Raw genomic sequence first — 15,786 nt, forward strand, 5'->3', positions numbered from 1 at the left:
TACGAGGGAACCCCTCCGCCTTGCGACTGCACGCACCGGACGCCGCGGGCCCCGCCCTTCGGGCGGACGGCGCCATTTTGAAGACACGGCCTAGCTCCCTCGGTAGACGGAGTAGCCGAACGGGCTGAGCAGCAGGGGTACGTGGTAGTGCTCGCCCGGTACGACGGCGAAGGCGACCGTGACCTCCGGGAAGAACACCGGTTCCGGGGCGCCGTCGCGGGCCCCGGGGGCGGTCGGCCGCGCCCCGGTCGTACCGGTCCCGAAATACGTCTCCGTCCCGAAGTCGAGCCGGATGTGGGCGGTGCCCTCCGGCGGTACCGGAAGGTCCCGGCAGCGCCCGTCCGGGCCGGTGGTGGAGCCGCCGATCTCCGTCCACCCGGCGGTCGCCCCGGGCCGGGCCGACAATCGGACGGGGACGCCGTGGGCGGGGCGTCCGGTACTGGTGTCCAGGACGTGGGTCGACACCGAAGCGGTGGTCTCCGTACTCATCTGCCTGCGCTTCCTCGGCGGTGCCGCCCGGGGAGGGCCTCGGTCCGGCGGCTGCCGGGACCAGCCGGTCGGCCCCGAGCGGATCGGGAATGGGACGGAATGGCCGGGCGGAAGGGTCAGCCGTCCGGTACGGAGCCGAGGAGCCGGGTGAACCGGACGCGGTTGATCCCGGCCAGTTCGGCCCGGACGATCGCCCGTTCCTCCTCCGGTGAGTGACCGATCCTGGTCCGGGCCGCGTCCCGCAGCTGCTCGGCGGTCCGGCCGGTGGCCCGGATCAGCAGCACATGGCCGAACTTCTCCTGGTAGGCACGGTTCAGCTCCAGCAGCTCCGCCCGCAGCGCGTCGGACGCCCCCGCCATGCCCCGCTGTTCCCGGGCCGACACCGGGTCGCCGGGATCCGGTCGGCCTATCGGCGGATGGCCCGCCAGCGCCTCCGCGAGATCACCGGCCGTCAGCGCGGCCGTCGCGGCGTCGCAGGCGGCGAGCAGCCCGTCGGCGGAGGCATAGGGGCGACCGGCGAGCAGGGCGTGGCGCCAGGCCGTACTGGCGCAGATCGCGTGGAGCGCGTCATCGGCGACCTGTTCCGGGGCGGAGTTGAACCGGCCGAGCCCGTCGGGCTCGGCCGGGCCGCCGGGCGCGGCGCGCGTTCGCCGGAGTGGTGGACTCGACGTCACGGGGCCTCCGTGGCTGCTGGTCACACGGGTCCGCCGACCGGAATGGGCGCGTTCACGGGTCGGTTCCGACGGCCGTGGACCCGCTCGTCGGGCTCCGCCCAGCTAACGCGCTTCGCCAACGAACGTCAACGCCTTGTTGAAAACTCCGGCGGGTACGGCGGGGGTCCGACCGCCCCGGGCCTATGGGGTTCCGGTCACCCGCTCCCGGTCCAGGTAGTTGTCAACGTTCACATCCTCCCCGCCCTGAAGGACGGGGCATCCTCGGAGGTTCCCCGCGACGGCGGCGTTCCGGTCTGCAAAGGCCCGTGCGGACACCACGAGACGACCCCGGCCGGGCCGCGGCCACGCCGTGTCCCGGCCGCGCGCCTCAGCGCCAGTGCGGCGGAATCCGTGCCGGCTGGGAGAGCAGGTCCCAGTCCCGGGGTTTGTTGTACGGCTTCCACCAGACGGCGCCGTTCGCCACCCACCAGCCCCGGAAGGAACGGATCCCGTTCAGGACGGCCTCGTCGCCCGGCCGGCCCATGTCGCCGATCCCGGACTCGGTACCGCAGCAGTCGCAGATACTCGCGGTCGGCCAGCCGTCCTCCCAGGTCAGGCCGCCGTCGGTTCAGCCGCACATCCGGCAGATGTCCTCGTCGACGGGGACGAACCCCGGTGGCGGCCCTGATTCCTCGGTCGTGGCCATCCCGACCCCTTCCGCGTCGGCCGTCGTCGTATCGGCGCTCTCACCACCGTAAACCCGTTGGTCTCTCCAGTGACTTCGGTTTTCCGGGGGCGTACGGCACCACGCCCGCAACCAGGAGGCTCCCCGCCCGGATCACTACCGGCGGGTGGGGGCTCCCGGGCACCCGCCGGGTGCGGGACCATGGACCCGGCCGGCGGCGCTGCGCGAAGCCGCGGGCGGGTTTACGACGACGGAGGGGGCAGCCATGACGGCCGAGCCGGTCCAACTGCGCTGCCCGGCCTGCCATCAGGACCATCGCTACGTCTCACCCGTCTACCCCTGCCCCTGTGGTGCCCCCGTCTCGGTTCCGCTGCGGAGCACCGCCGCGCCGGAAGTGCTGCGCCGCCGGGTCTGGGCCGACGAGTGGGTGACCGTCCACTGCGAGAGCTGCGGCCGGGACGACGACTGGCCGAGGCCCGAAGTCGGCTGCCCCTGCGGAACCCTGCTCCGCCCCCCGGTGCTGACCCCGGACGGGCGGGACGCCGATGCCGCGGCGGCGGACGGCCCACCGCCTCCGGCGGCCCCCGCGCGGACCGCCGATCCGGTGGAACGCGTACCCCAGCCGCGTACCGGCGACGAGCCGCGTCCCCCGTTCCGGCCGGTGCCCATCAGGACCGCCCGGGACGCGGTCGAGGCCGCCGGGCGGTATCTGACCTGGCTCGGCTACCGCGATGTGGTGCCGCAGGTGGTGCACCAGCCCGAACCGCGCGCCGGGACCCCGGCCGGACCCCGGCCCCCGGCGGGCACGGATCTGCGCGGCCGCGGGGTCATCGCCCAGGTCGAGCCCTCCACCCTGCGGACGACCCTGCGCGATGTGGAGTGCCTCTGGCTCAACGGCCTCACGGCCGCGGCGACCTCGGTCTACTTCGCCCTCGCCGGATATACCGACGAGGCCCTGGCCCGGGCGGACGAGCTGGCGATACCGCTGTTCACGGTCGATCTCGCGGGCGAACCCCAGCCCGCGAACGGACCGGCGCGGCGGCTGCTGGCATCGGGCGCGCCATGACATGCCGTAACGCGGTACGACGCCCCACCGGCCCGTCCACCGTCCCGTCGGCCGTGAGCACGGCGACCGTCGGCTGGCTTCCGGCGGCGGCGAGTACGGCGGGCAGCGGTGCGCTCCGGTGCGGGAACAGCTGCCGCAGCAGTCGTACGGTGGGGCGGACCGCGAGGGCGCGTACGGTACGGGTCATCGGCGCTTCCACGGCCGTCGGGCGCACGTGACCGGGACGGCCGCCGGGACCACAGCCGGGACGGCCGTCCAGTGCGTCGCGGACCCGGACGACCGGCCGACGTACGGCAGCAGGCTCGTCCGGTGGACGGCGACGACGGTGGCACGGCCCCGTACGAGGTCCACCACGGCCCGGAGCACGGCCCCCTCGCTCCCGGGGTCGAGACGGGCCGTCGGCTCGTCGAGCAGGACGACGGGCGCGCCCCGGAGGACGGCCCCGGCGAAGGCGATCCGCCGGGACCCGGCCGGTGAAGAGTCCGGCGCCCCGCTCGCCGAGCACGGTGTCGTGGCCGTCCGGCAGTCCGGTGACGAAGCGGTCGGCACGGGCGGCCCGGGCCGCCGCGCGGACCTCGGCGGCGGTCGCGCCGGAGCGGGCCGGCCGGATGTTGTCGGCGACGGACGTGGCGAAGAGACGGGGCTGCGGTACCGCCCGGCTGCCATCGGACCCTCAGCCCGGTCCGGCACGAGGACCGCTATCCCTCCGCGGCGGCGGTGCGTTTCCGGGAGTTCACCACCACCCGCCCGCTGACGGAGCACACCCTCCCGGACCCGCGCCACGGCCGGGGCGGCGGCTTCGAGCGGAACCGGACCGCACCCGGCGGGCCCCCGACCGCACCCGCCTCCGCCGCCGGGCAGCCCGCCGGGGGATACTGATTCCCATGCGTATACGACGGGCCGAGGCCGCCGATCTGCCCCTGCTCCAGGACATCGAGCGGGCCGCCGGGGAGCCGTTCCGGGCGCTGGGCATGGCGGAGATCGCGGACGACGAGCCCCCGGCGGCGGACCTCCTGGAGCGCTATCGCGCCGGAGGCCGGGCCTGGGTGGCCGTCGGCGCCGACGACCGGCCGCTGGCCTATCTGATCCATGACACCGTCGACGGCGCCGCCCATGTCGAGCAGGTGTCGGTCCACCCGGACGCGGCGGGCCGCCGCCTCGGGAGCGCGCTGATCGACCATCTCGGCGGGCGGGCGGCGGCCGACGGCCTCGCGGCGCTGACCCTCACCACCTTCGCCGAGGTGCCGTGGAACGCCCCGTACTACACCCGGATCGGCTTCCGGGTCCTGGCCGAGTCCGAGATCACGGAGGGGCTGCGGGAGATCCGCCGGGCGGAGAAGGAACACGGTCTCGACCGCTGGCCCCGGGTCTGTATGCGGCGCGACCTCCCGGGCCCGGCGACGGCCTGACCGGCACGGCCGCCACCACCGGCCCCGGGTACCGGCCGCGAGCCACGGGCCGCGGGGTCACCGGCCCGGCGTCACCGGCCCCGGGTCACCGGTCGGGCCCGGTCAGTCCGTGGCGTACCGCTCCCGCAGCTCGACCTTGCGGACCTTGCCGCTGACCGTCATCGGGAAGCCCTCCACGATCTCCAGCCTGCGCGGGATCTTGTAGCGGGCCAGCCGCTGTTCGCAGTAGGCGGTCAGGGAGTCGAGGGTGGGCGGGTCGGCGGGGTCCCTGGGGACGACGCACGCCAGGATCTCCTCGCCGTACCGGGCGTCCGGCACCCCCACGACCTGGACGTCCGCGATCTGCGGATGGGTGTACAGAAACTCCTCGATCTCCCGGGGGTAGACGTTCTCCCCACCCCGGATGATCATGTCTTTGATCCGGCCGACGATCTCCACGAAGCCGTCGGGCCGCATCAGGGCGAGATCACCGGTATGCATCCACCGCCCGGCGTCGATCACCTCGGCGGTCCGGTCGGGCTCGTCCCAGTAGCCCAGCATCACGCTGTAGCCGCGGGTGCACAGCTCCCCCGCCTCGCCCCGGGGCAGGGTCACCCCGGTGACCGGGTCGACGATCTTCACCTCGATATGCGGCAGGGCCCGGCCGACGGTGCCGGTACGCCGCTCGATGTCGTCGTCGCGGCGGGTCTGGGTGGAGACGGGCGAGGTCTCCGTCATGCCGTAGCAGATGGCGACGCCCGCCATGTTCATCTCGGTGACGACCCGGCGCATCACCTCCACCGGGCAGGGCGAGCCCGCCATGATGCCGGTCCGCAGGGACGTCAGATCGTGGTCGGCGAACCGGGGGTGGTCGAGTTCGGCGATGAACATCGTGGGGACCCCGTACAGGGACGTACAGCGCTCCGCGGCGACCGCGGCCAGGGTCGCCTCGGGGTCGAAGGAGCGGGCCGGGATCACCATGCACGCACCATGGGACGTGGCGGCCAGATTGCCCATTACCATACCGAAGCAGTGATAAAAGGGCACAGGTATGCATATCCGGTCCTGCTGGGTGTAGTCCAGACTCTCCCCTACGAACCATCCGTTGTTGAGGATGTTGTGGTGGGAGAGGGTGGCGCCTTTGGGGAAGCCGGTGGTGCCCGAGGTGTACTGGATGTTGACGGGGTCGTCGCAGGAGACCGCCGCCTCCCGGGCCGCGAACTCGCCGTCGGTCACCCCGTCCGCCGCCGCCAGCAGCCCGTCCCAGGACCCGTCACCTATGTAGTAGGCGGCCCGCAGCCCGGGGCAGTCGGCCCGGACCCGCTCCACCAGGGCGCGGTAGTCGCCGGTCCGGTGCCTGAGGGTGGCGCAGAGCAGGGAGACCCCGGCCTGCCGCAGGACGTAGCCCAGTTCATGGGCCCGGTAGGCGGGGTTGATGTTCACCATCACGGCCCCGATCCGGGCGGTGGCGTACTGCGTGAGCACCCATTCGGGGCAGTTGACGGCCCAGATGCCGACCCGGTCGCCGATACCGGCCCCGGCCCCGATCAGGGCCCGGGCCAGCCGGTCGACGTCGGCGCCGAACTCCGCGTACGTCCAGCGCCGCCCGGTGGGCACGTCAACCAGCGCCTCCCGGTCCGGCCAGGCGGCGATCGCCCGGTCGAGGTTGCGGCCTATGGTGTCGCCGAGCAGCGGACCGCCGCCGGTTCCGTGGTCGTAGGAGAGTCCGTCGCCTTCCCCGTGGCCGAGGCGCGTGGCGTGGTCGTCGATGAGCGTCATCGGAAGTCCCCCTCGTCGTACTCGGTGGTGACGGCTCCGGTAGCGGTACGTTCCCGCAGTTCGATCCGCCGGATCTTGCCGGAGACGGTCTTGGGCAGGTCGGCGAACTCGATCCGCCGGACCCGTTTGTACGGGGCGAGCACCGACCGCGAGTGCCGGAAGAGCGCCTTGGCGGTGTCGGGGCCGGGCTCCCAGCCGTCGGCCAGGGTGATGTACGCCTTCGGTACGGCGAGCCGTACCGCGTCGGGCGCCGGGACCACGGCCGCCTCGGCGACCGCCTCGTGCTCCAGCAGCGCGCTCTCCAGCTCGAACGGGGAGATCTTGTAGTCCGATGCCTTGAAGACGTCGTCGGAGCGGCCGATGTAGGTGATGTAGCCGTCGGCGTCACGGGCGCCGATGTCCCCGGTCCGGTAGTAGCCGTCGGCCATGGCGTCGGCGGTACGCCGGGCGTCGCCCTGGTAGCCCCGCATCAGCCCCACCGGGCGGACCGTCAGATCGAGCGCGATCTCGCCCTCCCCGGCCCCCGGCCGCCCGGTCAGCGGATCGAGCAGCGCGACCCGGTATCCGGGGCTGGGCCGCCCCATCGACCCCGCCTTCAGCAACTGGCCCGGGGTGTTGGCGATCTGGACGGCGGACTCCGTCTGCCCGAAGCCGTCGCGGACCGTGACGCCCCATTCCCGCCGGACGGTCTCGATCACCTCCGGATTCAGCGGCTCACCGGCGGCGACGACCTCGCGCGGCGGATTCCGCAGCTGCCGCAGATCGGCCTGGATCAGCATCCGCCAGACCGTGGGCGGGGCGCAGAAACTGGTGACGCCCGCCCGGTCCATCTCGGTCATCAGCCGGGCCGCGTCGAACCGCTGGTAGTTGTGGATGTAGACGGTGGCCTCCGCGTTCCACGGCGCGAAGAGATTCGACCAGGCGTGCTTGGCCCAGCCCGGCGACGAGATATTGAGATGGACGTCGCCCGGGCCCAGCCCGATCCAGTACATCGTCGCCAGATGACCGATGGGGTACGAGGTGTGGGTGTGCTCCACGAGTTTGGGGCGAGCCGTGGTGCCGGAGGTGAAGTAGAGCAACAGCGGGTCGTCCGATCGGGCGAGACCGTCGGGGCTGAACTCGGGCTCGGCGCCGTACGCGTCCTCGTACGACAACCACCCGTCGACCGCAGGTCCGACCGCGATCCGCGAATAGTCCCCGCCCACCTCCGCGAACTTGGGCACGTCGGCGGTGCGCGCCACGACATGCGCCGCCCGGCCCCGGCGTACCCGGTCCCGCAGATCGGCCGGACCCAGCAGCGGGGTGGCCGGGATGACGACCGCCCGCAGCTTCATCGCGGCGAGCGCCGTCTCCCACAGCTCCCGCTGGTTGCCCAGCATCACCAGCACCCGGTGACCGGGCCTTACGCCCCGCTCCCGCAGCCAGTTGGCCACCCGGTCCGAACGACGGGCCAGCTCCTCGAAGCTCAGCCGGGTCTCGGTACCGTCCTCGTCCACGATGTGCAGCGCCGTCCGGTCATTGCCGTCGGCGATCACATCGAACCAGTCCAGAGCCCAGTTGAAGTACTCGGGACGCGGCCAGACGAAGCCGTCGTACGCGCCCCGGTAGTCCTCCCGGTGCCGTAGCAGGAAGTCCCGGGCCGCCCGGAACTCCCGTGTCGCATCGCCTGTCGCCATGTGGTCTCCTCCTTGCCGCACCACTCAGTAGCATCGTGTAATCAGTGACGTAGGTCTCACCACCCCCGATCGGGGGTGGTGCGGACACGAGGCGAGCCACGAGGGAAAGCAGGGCCATGCCGGATCCGGCCGAGGCGGTGGAAATGCAGGCGGCGCTGGTGCGGTTGCGCCGCAGCAGCGGATTGCCCGTGGTGTTCGGCGGGCTGTTGCACGAGACGAGCCGATTGCGGATCGCCCATGTCAGCGGGGCGCTGACGGCGGCGCTCCACGGACTGGGCATCTCGGCCGGGAACGGCCTCGGCGGGAAGTCCATCGCCCTCTCCCGGCCGTGCGCGGTGACCGACTACCACGTCTCACGCCACATCAGTCACGAGTACGACGCGGCGGTCTCGGCCGAGGGCCTGCGGTCGGTACTCGCCGTCCCGGTGGTCGTCCGCCGCCGGGTCCGCGGAGTCCTCTACGGGGCGCTGCGCAGACCCGTCGCACTGGGCGACCGGGTCTTCGACGCGGCGGTGGCCGCGGCGCGCGACGTGGAACAGGCCCTGGTCGTCCGGGACGAGGTCCAGGAGCTGCTGGCGTGCGCCCGCGAGCCGATCGCGGACAGCGGCTGCTGGGAGGAGGTCCGGCAGATCCACACCGAGCTGCGGGCGCTCGCCTCGCAGGTCGTGGACCCCGGACTGCGGGAGACGATCCTCGGGGTCTGCGGCCGGCTCTCCGGCGCCACGGTCGCCCCCGAAGGGGCCGTCGAGACCGCCCCGCCGCCGGTCGCGCTCTCCCCCCGCGAACTGGACGTCCTGGCCTGCGTCGCCTCCGGAGCGACCAACTCGACCACGGCGGAACGGCTGGGCCTGCGCCCGGAGACCGTGAAGGGCTATCTCCGCGGCGCGATGCGGAAACTGGGCGCGCACACCCGCCTGGAGGCGGTGGTCGCGGCCCGCCGGGCGGGGATGCTGCCGTAGGGGGTGCGGTGGCGGTGCGTGCGGGGCGGTGCGTGCGGTGGCGGGCGGGCCGTAGTACTCCTGGAGGGACAGCAGATTCGTTTCTCGTTCGCAGTCCGGGAGTCGTCGATGGCCGTTCGCCGTGTCGTACCCAACCTCCGGTCGGAAGCCGTCGCGGAGAACCGGGAATTCTACGGCCTCCTGGGCTTCGAGGAGGTCATGAACCACGGCTGGATCATCACGCTGGCCTCCCCGTCCGCCCCGGCGGCCCAGATCAGCGTCATGACCGGCGACAGGACGGCGCCGGTCGACCCCGATCTGAGTATCGAGGTCGACGATGTGGACGCGGCCTACGAGACCGTGCGGAACAGCGGGGCGGATATCCTGTATCCGCTGCGGGATGAGGACTGGGGCGTACGGAGGTTCTTCGTACGCGACCCCGGGGGACGGGTGGTCAACGTACTGGCCCACCGCTGAGGTCCCCGGGTCCGGTCAACAGGTCGCCGGGGCGCGTCAAGACCCCGGTACCGCGCGCGGATCGGCGACCACGCGGAACCGTTCCAGTACGACCCCGGTGGTGTCGTCCACCGTGAACCCGGGGTCGCCCAGGGCCGCGCGCATCCCGTCGCCGTGCCAGAACCGCTCGTGCGCGGCCCGCCACTCGGCGACGTCCGCGTTCCCCTCGGCCAGGGCGTGCGCGAGATCCACCGCGCCCAGGGGCACGACCCGGACGCCGGTCACCTCGATCACGGCCACGGGACGCCCGTCGGAGTCGACGACCACCGACCGGTCGCCCACCCCGGGCAACGGCGCGTCCTCCGCCGCGTACTCGGCGGCGAGACTCGTGGTCGCGGTCTTGGTTCCGTCGCGGATCGCACCGACGAGCCGGTCCCGGAGCGGGCCGGGAAAGCCGAACTCCGCGCGCGGGAGCGACGCCTGATCGGAATCGGGCCGGTCGGCGGAGGAAGAGGTGGTGGACACGCCGTCACGGTAGCAACCGCCGTACGACCGGGACGAGGCGCTGTCAGGGCTCCACGGCCCGTGACCCGTGGCCTGTGGACCCACTCCCGCCACGCCACGCCCCGCAGCCCTGTCTATACCCGTATCCGCCCCCGGAGCCGCGACGGTGCCCGCACCCCCGCGCCCGATGGCGACACGGACGCCCCGGAACCCGAGGAACGGCCCGCCGGGCGGCCTCCTGCCCTGGGGTTGCCTGTGCCAGGCGGGCTGCTTGCGCCGCGCGCCCCAGGCGCCTGGTGTGGGGTTGCCTGTGCCCAGGCGGGGCCGTTCGCGCCTCAGCCTCCCCCAAAGCTGCCTTTGGGGGGACCCCAAGGGGCTGTTGAAGATGTGACCGTTGCTCCGGCGGTATGCGGGCGGTCTTGTGTGGCGTCGGGAGGGTCGGTGGCCTCCGGGCTCACCTCCTCACGGACGGCGGAAGTGGGGTCCCTTGAGAGGCAGACCCGGTCTTTTCCGCCGCCCATTGCGGGGGCGACCCTGCACCCCCCGACCACGCCGACCGGACTTGTCCCCCGGGGCTGGAGCCCGTCCCGGGGAGAGGGATGGCGCCACCTGGTGTTCGTCGGTCCACCCGCGCCCCGGTGGTGGGCTGCCCGCGCAGTTCCCCGCGCCCCCAAGAGGGGCCCGTCTCCTTTGCAGGTCCGGCGAGAGGGAGAGCATTTAGGGGCGCGGGGAACTGCGCGACCAGCCACGACGGTGGTGCGGACCGCGAACAACATCAGGTCGCCGGGCTCCGCCCGGGGTTGTGGGCCTCAGCCGGAGGGCCAAGGCGCTGGGGGTCCCCCCAGCGCCGAAGGCATAGGGGGCGGAACTGCGCGACAAGCCACAGGCGGGCCGCGAGCAACATCAGGCTGCCGGGGGCGGCTCGATCGCGACCCGGGAGCCGCTGCGGCGCGGCGCCAGCACGGCGAGGGTGCGTTCGGCCTCCTCCGTCAGCGCCTTCGCCCGCTTCGGCGGAAGTTCGGTGAACGGCCGGGCGGTCAGGGTGACCGGGCCGTCCGGCTCCGTGCCCTCGTCCAGCCGCCAGACTCCGGCCAGGAATCCGTCGACGAGGAAGACGGGGAGGGACTGGTTGCCCTGCCAGACGAGCCCCGCGTGCCGCGCGTCGCCGACCACGCGACGCCGGTCGGCGTGGGAGAGCAGCAGATTGTCGAACTCGGGGAGGAACCTCGGCGGGGCCGGGGTGTCCTCGCCGGGGCGCGGCGCGTCGGGCAGGTCGAAGAGTTCCACGCCGTACGCGCTCCGGAAGACCGCGAGCCCGGGGCGGAGCCGTTCGAAGGCGTCCCGGGTCCTGGTCAGCCCGGACCAGGTCTGGAAGTCCTTGACGGAGGCGGGCCCGAAGGCGGCCAGATAGCGCCGGACGACGTCGTCGAGGTCGGCGGGCGGGCCGGGCGGGCGCCCCAGCCAGTGGTCGGCGGTGGTGAGTCTGACCTGTCCGCTACGGCCCCACAGTCCGCGCGGCGTGACCTGGACCAGCGGCAGCAGACAGCGGGCGGCGACCGCGAGGGACGCGGGGTCGGCGGCGGGCCACTCCGCGAGCAGCGCGGTCCGTAGCTCCGCCATCGTCCGGGGTTCTGTCTCGACCAGTTCACGGGCGGTGGCGGCGAGCCGGTCGAGGTCGACGCCGTCGAGCCCGCCCCGGTTGCGGAACGCCCTCAGCTCGCGGTCGGGGCCACCCGACTGGAGCAGTGGGCGCAGCGCCAGACAGTCGGCGGCGGTGTGGGTGTGGAGGGTGGAGCGCATGGTGACCATCCGGGCCACCCGGCGGTCGGCCATCAGCCCGGAGAGTTCGGCGGGGTCGAAGCCGTCGAGCCGGGCGGCGAGGGCGTGGTACGGGGGTTTCACGTTCTGCGCCTGGAGCCCGACGAGCCGGGAGACGGCGTTCTCGGCCGAGACCTCGGCCCGGGGCGCGCGGCGCAGCAGGAGCTGCCGGGCGAGGGTGGCGCGGTTGAGGGCGCGGTCGCCGAGTACGGGGGGCTTCGGGGGCGCGGAAGGTGTGGCGGGCATGGCCCCACGGTAACGAGGATCGCGGACAGTTCCGGTCCGCGATGCGGGGTCCGGCTGTCGCCGCGCCGTGCCGCTCCCCCGTGGTTATCCTGCACGCACGCCGGGTAGGCGCCGCATCTGCCCACCGGAGGAACGCCGGGCACCGGCCCAGGATCCGGCCGTGTCGGCCCGGCCCGAGGTCGCGGTCCGGGAAGGCGGGGCTGCCCGCCGACCCCGGTACCCGCGAAGGAGGTGACCCGGATGTCCCCCACCCCGAAGCGGCCCCGCCGCCGTACGGAACCGACGCTCACCGACCCGGCGCCGAGGCCACCGGCCCCGGCTACCGCCCCGGCCGGATATCCGGCCCGCGAGGAGACGGACGGGGAGCGGACGAGTGTGGTGCAGGCGGCGCTGTACCGCGACGGCCGCCGCGCGTCGACCCCGGATTCGCTGGCGGAGACGTACCGGCAACTGCGTACGCACCCCGACGGCATGGCGTGGATCGGGCTCCACCGGCCGACGGCGGAGGAGCTGTTCTCCCTGGCCGCCGAGTTCGACCTCCATGAACTCGCGGTCGAGGACGCCCTGGAGGCTCATCAGCGGCCCAAGCTGGAACGGTACGGCGACACGCTTTTCGTGGTGCTGCGGGCGGCCCGCTATCTCGACGCGCAGGAGCGGGTCGACTTCGGCGAACTCCATGTCTTCGTCGGCCCCGGCTTCCTGATCACGGTCCGCCACGGCGCCGCCCCCGATCTCTCCGCCGTCCGCCGCCGGATGGAGGAGACCCCCGAGCTGCTCGCCCTCGGCCCCGAGGCAGTGCTCTACGCCGTCCTCGACGCGGTGGTCGACGGCTACGCCCCGGTCGTCGCGGGGGTCCAGATCGATATGGACGAGATCGAGACGGAGGTCTTCGGCGGCGACCCGGCCGTCTCCCGCCGGATCTACGAACTCGCCCGCGAGATGGTGGAATTCCAGCGGGCCACCAGCCCGCTCGTCGGCATGCTGAACGGGCTGATGGCGGGCTTCACCAAATACGGCACGGACGAGGAACTCCAGCGCTATCTCCGCGATGTCGCCGACCACGTCACCCATACCAGCGAACGGGTCGACGGCTTCCGCCAGGCCCTGGCCGATATCCTCACGGTCAACGCCACCCTGGTCACCCAGCAGCAGAACGCGGAGATGCGCGCCCTGGCGGAAGCCGGTTTCGCCCAGAACGAAGAGGTCAAGAAGATCTCCTCATGGGCCGCGATCCTCTTCGCCCCCACCCTGGTGGGCACCGTGTACGGCATGAACTTCGACCATATGCCGGAACTCCACTGGGCGGCCGGTTATCCGTTCGCGATCCTGTTGATGGCGCTGGTCTGTACGAGCCTCTACATGGTCTTCAAGCGACGCGGCTGGCTGTAGCCGGTGTCTTCCGGCTGCAGCGGGCGCCCGTAGGTCTCTCGTCGCGGGCCGGGCGTCAGTCGTAGACGGTGGTGTGGATCCGGCGGGCCGCGAAGGCCAGGCAGAGGGCCGTGGCCGCCAGGAGGTAGCCGGTGTGCCAGAGGAGTTGGGGCGCCAGGTCGCCGACGCAGATGCGGCGGATCAGTTCGACCGCGTGGTAGAGCGGGGTGAATTCGACCAGGACCTGGGCGACGGGCGGATAGTCCTCCGTGGGTGAGAAGGTGCCGGAGAAGAGGAAGAGGGCCATCTGGGCCGTGGTGAGGGCGTCGAAGTCGTGCCAGCCGCGCATCAGGGTGCTGGCCGCCAGGCCGATCGCGGCGAAGGCGACGACCGCGAGGACGGCCGCCGGGAAGGCGAGGAGTGCCCAGCCGGTCGAGACCGTGTCCAGGAGGACCATCGCGACCAGGAAGAGTCCGCAGAAGACCGCGCCGCGCAGGGCGCTCCAGACCACTTCGGCGACGGCTACCTCGCGGGGGCGGACCGGGGTCACCAGGACGGCTTCGTAGACCTTGGACTGCTTCAGTTTGCCGAAGAATGCGAAGGTCGTGGTGGAGAAGGCGGCCGTCATCGCGGAGGTGGCGAGCATCGCGGGGGCCACGAAGGCGGCGTAGGAGACGTCCTGGCCCCGGTAGCTGATGTCCTTGTCGATCAGGCTGCCGACGCCGATACCGATGGAGAGCAGATAGAACAGCGGCTCGACCAGACCGGCGACGACGAGCAGCCAGGCCGAGGGGCCGGTCTGCATGGCGCGGGCGTTGCGGAGGACCACCGCGGCCGAGCGGTTGGTGGAGAAGCGTCCGGCGATCGCGTGAGTGAGCATCGGCTCTCCCCTCTCAACTGTCGAGCCTGCGGCGGAAGGCCGCCTCGGCGCAGATCCAGCCCGCCGCCGCCACCAGCAGCAGGTATCCGATATGGACGAGTACCGGCCAGGCGGTCGAGGTGCCCAGTGACGCGGCCCGGACCAGTTCGACGCCGTGCCAGAGCGGGGAGGCGTAGGCCAGCTGGCGGAAGCCCTGGGGCAGTTCCTCGACCGGGAAGAAGACACCGGCGAAGAGGGTGGTGGGGATGACCACGAAGCGGATCAGCAGCTCGAAGTATCCGTCGTTGCGGATGCTCGCCGCGAAGGCCATCGTGGGGCCCGCCGCGCCGATCGCCAGCAGGGCGCAGACCAGGGGGACGGTCCATACCCATGGTGAGTGCAGGGTGCCGAAGAGCCAGGCGATGGTGAGGAAGGCGGCGACGGCCATGACCACCATGACCAGGACGTAGAGGATCCAGCCCGCGACCATGTCCCGGATGGATACCCGGGTGCCGCGCATGGTGTGGATGCCGCCGACCCATTCGAAGTCGGTGTAGACGCCGTACGTCGACTCGTTGACGGCGATCTGGTAGACCGTCGAGGCCAGGATGCCGGGGGCGATCCAGTCCAGGTAGGCGAAGCCGTCGACCTCGCCGACGTAGCCGCCGACGCCGGCGCCGATGCTCACCAGGAAGAGGTAGGGCAGGGCGAAGAAGGAGAAGACCGACGCTTTCCAGAGCCGTCGGTACAGCAGCATATGCCGTTCGAGGACGGCGACCGAGGGGTGGGCCATCGCTACTCCACCAGCGCCCGGCCGGTGAGGCGGAGGAAGACGTCTTCGAGCGTCGACCGGCGGACCAGGACGCTCGCGGGCCGCAGTCCGCGCCGGTGGACCTCGTTGACGACCGCGTCGCCGTCCCGGGCGTAGACCAGGACCCGGTCCGCCAGCGGGTCGACCCGGTCGCCGATGCCGTCGAGCTTTCCGGCGTACGTGTCGGCCGCGTCGTAGCCGAAGCGGAGTTCGACCACCTCGGGGCTGGAGTGGGTCTCGATCAGTGCCCGGGGCGAGCCCTCGGCGGCGATCCGGCCGTTGTCCATGATGACGATCCGGTCGCACAACTGCTCGGCCTCGTCCATGTAATGGGTACTGATGACCAGGGTCGTGCCGCGTTGTTTCAGCCGGAACAGCCGTTCCCAGAGCAGATGCCGGGCCTGGGGGTCGAGGCCCGTCGTCGGTTCGTCGAGGAGGACGATGTCGGGTTCGTTGGCCAGGGCCCTGGCGATGGTGAGCCGTCGCTTCATCCCGCCGGAGAGGGAGTGCACCCGGTCCTCGGCCCGGTCCTCCAGCCGGGCGAACTCCAGCAGTTCGGCCGCCCGGGCCCGGGCGCGCTGCCGGGACATCCCGAAGTAGCGGGCGTAGGTCGTGATGTTCTCGACCACCGTCAGATCCAGGTCGAGGTTGTCCGCCTGGGGGCAGATCCCGAGGCGTTCCCGGATACGGGTCTGCTCCCGGGCCGGATCGCGGTCGAGGATCCGCAGTTCGCCGCCGGACGGCGCGCTGATACAGCTGAGCATGCGCATGGTCGTGGTTTTCCCGGCACCGTTCGGCCCCAGCAGGCCGAAAGTCTCCCCTCCGCGTAAGTCGAATTCGATGCCGTCGACCGCGGTGAAATCACCGAAGCGTTTCACCAGGTTCCGGGCCCGCACCAGGGTGCGTCCGCCGGGGCCGTCGGCACCCATGGGTCCGTCTTTCACCATCACGTAGTCCTCCGAAATCCCGCACCTGCGCGGCGGGTCTCACGGGCAACCTACAGATTTCAGCCCCGAAACAACAGTCCGCTCCGCCGCGGGGGTTCGGCGG

General features: G+C 72.3%; 17 protein-coding genes. 7 read left to right on the forward strand and 10 right to left on the reverse strand.

Annotated elements, in window-relative coordinates; genetic code table 11:
* Nucleotides 1–90 precede the first annotated feature (90 nt).
* The 3 genes from uraH to AB0G74_RS19975 all read right to left on the reverse strand — a co-directional run bounded on the left by uraH (nt 91) and on the right by AB0G74_RS19975 (nt 1,686).
* Nucleotides 91–489 carry a hydroxyisourate hydrolase gene (gene uraH / locus AB0G74_RS19965; protein ID WP_361147985.1) on the reverse strand — a complete coding sequence of 133 codons (399 nt, stop codon included), beginning with the start codon at nt 487–489 and terminating at the stop codon, nt 91–93.
* A gap of 116 nt (nt 490–605) precedes the next feature.
* Nucleotides 606–1,163 (reverse strand): 2-oxo-4-hydroxy-4-carboxy-5-ureidoimidazoline decarboxylase, encoded by a 558-nt coding sequence (uraD, locus tag AB0G74_RS19970; RefSeq protein WP_361147987.1) that lies wholly within the window; start codon nt 1,161–1,163, stop codon nt 606–608.
* Nucleotides 1,164–1,530: 367 nt separating this feature from the next.
* Nucleotides 1,531–1,686: a hypothetical protein gene (locus AB0G74_RS19975; protein ID WP_361147989.1), complete on the reverse strand. Its 156-nt coding sequence runs from the start codon at nt 1,684–1,686 to the stop codon at nt 1,531–1,533.
* Nucleotides 1,687–2,092: 406 nt separating this feature from the next.
* Here AB0G74_RS19975 and AB0G74_RS19980 point away from each other — a divergent pair, with 406 nt between their 5' ends.
* The 4 genes from AB0G74_RS19980 (at nt 2,093) to AB0G74_RS19995 (ending at nt 4,302) form a co-directional block, all read left to right on the forward strand.
* Nucleotides 2,093–2,893, forward strand: a complete 801-nt coding sequence (locus AB0G74_RS19980) for a hypothetical protein (RefSeq protein WP_361147991.1) — start codon at nt 2,093–2,095, stop codon at nt 2,891–2,893.
* 309 nt (nt 2,894–3,202) lie between these two features.
* Entirely contained in the window at nt 3,203–3,370 is a 168-nt protein-coding gene (locus AB0G74_RS19985) for a hypothetical protein (RefSeq protein ID WP_361147993.1), read from the forward strand.
* 240 nt (nt 3,371–3,610) lie between these two features.
* Nucleotides 3,611–3,772, forward strand: coding sequence for a hypothetical protein (locus AB0G74_RS19990; RefSeq protein ID WP_361147995.1), 162 nt, complete (start codon nt 3,611–3,613; stop codon nt 3,770–3,772).
* Between the two features lie 5 nt (nt 3,773–3,777).
* On the forward strand, nt 3,778–4,302 hold the full coding sequence (locus AB0G74_RS19995) for a GNAT family N-acetyltransferase (protein ID WP_361147997.1): 525 nt from the start codon (nt 3,778–3,780) through the stop codon (nt 4,300–4,302).
* A 102-nt stretch (nt 4,303–4,404) separates the two neighbouring features.
* Here the strand turns inward: AB0G74_RS19995 and AB0G74_RS20000 are convergent, their stop codons facing one another.
* Both AB0G74_RS20000 and AB0G74_RS20005 read right to left on the reverse strand, forming a co-directional pair.
* Nucleotides 4,405–6,060, reverse strand: a complete 1,656-nt coding sequence (locus AB0G74_RS20000) for an AMP-binding protein (protein ID WP_361147999.1) — start codon at nt 6,058–6,060, stop codon at nt 4,405–4,407.
* Nucleotides 6,057–7,736, reverse strand: a complete 1,680-nt coding sequence (locus AB0G74_RS20005; protein WP_361148001.1) for an AMP-binding protein — start codon at nt 7,734–7,736, stop codon at nt 6,057–6,059. The genes AB0G74_RS20000 and AB0G74_RS20005 overlap by 4 nt, the downstream gene beginning before the upstream one ends.
* A gap of 116 nt (nt 7,737–7,852) precedes the next feature.
* On the opposite strand from AB0G74_RS20005, the gene AB0G74_RS20010 reads away from it, so the two are divergent.
* Nucleotides 7,853–8,695 (forward strand): helix-turn-helix transcriptional regulator, encoded by an 843-nt coding sequence (locus AB0G74_RS20010; protein ID WP_361148003.1) that lies wholly within the window; start codon nt 7,853–7,855, stop codon nt 8,693–8,695.
* A 108-nt stretch (nt 8,696–8,803) separates the two neighbouring features.
* The gene (locus AB0G74_RS20015; RefSeq protein ID WP_361148006.1) at nt 8,804–9,151 is read left to right on the forward strand and encodes a VOC family protein; all 348 of its coding nucleotides are present in this window, start codon (nt 8,804–8,806) and stop codon (nt 9,149–9,151) included.
* 36 nt (nt 9,152–9,187) lie between these two features.
* Here AB0G74_RS20015 and AB0G74_RS20020 read toward each other — a convergent pair whose 3' ends face one another.
* Entirely contained in the window at nt 9,188–9,655 is a 468-nt protein-coding gene (locus tag AB0G74_RS20020) for an ASCH domain-containing protein (protein WP_361148008.1), read from the reverse strand.
* A gap of 882 nt (nt 9,656–10,537) precedes the next feature.
* Nucleotides 10,538–11,698: a winged helix DNA-binding domain-containing protein gene (locus AB0G74_RS20025; protein WP_361148010.1), complete on the reverse strand. Its 1,161-nt coding sequence runs from the start codon at nt 11,696–11,698 to the stop codon at nt 10,538–10,540.
* Between the two features lie 240 nt (nt 11,699–11,938).
* Between AB0G74_RS20025 and AB0G74_RS20030 the strand changes: the two genes are divergently transcribed.
* Nucleotides 11,939–13,087, forward strand: coding sequence for a magnesium and cobalt transport protein CorA (locus tag AB0G74_RS20030; RefSeq protein ID WP_361148012.1), 1,149 nt, complete (start codon nt 11,939–11,941; stop codon nt 13,085–13,087).
* A gap of 55 nt (nt 13,088–13,142) precedes the next feature.
* On the opposite strand, the gene AB0G74_RS20035 is transcribed toward AB0G74_RS20030, so the two are convergent.
* From AB0G74_RS20035 to AB0G74_RS20045, 3 genes are read right to left on the reverse strand one after another with little or no spacing between them, the layout of a single operon-like run.
* Complete coding sequence (locus tag AB0G74_RS20035) at nt 13,143–13,946, reverse strand: ABC transporter permease (protein ID WP_361148014.1); 804 nt, start codon at nt 13,944–13,946, stop codon at nt 13,143–13,145.
* Between the two features lie 13 nt (nt 13,947–13,959).
* Nucleotides 13,960–14,718: an ABC transporter permease gene (locus tag AB0G74_RS20040; protein ID WP_361148016.1), complete on the reverse strand. Its 759-nt coding sequence runs from the start codon at nt 14,716–14,718 to the stop codon at nt 13,960–13,962.
* 2 nt (nt 14,719–14,720) lie between these two features.
* Nucleotides 14,721–15,683, reverse strand: a complete 963-nt coding sequence (locus AB0G74_RS20045; RefSeq protein ID WP_361148018.1) for an ATP-binding cassette domain-containing protein — start codon at nt 15,681–15,683, stop codon at nt 14,721–14,723.
* Between the last annotated feature and the right edge of the window lie 103 nt (nt 15,684–15,786).

It is taken from the genome of Streptomyces sp. NPDC020875 (assembly GCF_040641415.1).
Lineage (GTDB): Bacteria > Actinomycetota > Actinomycetes > Streptomycetales > Streptomycetaceae > Streptomyces.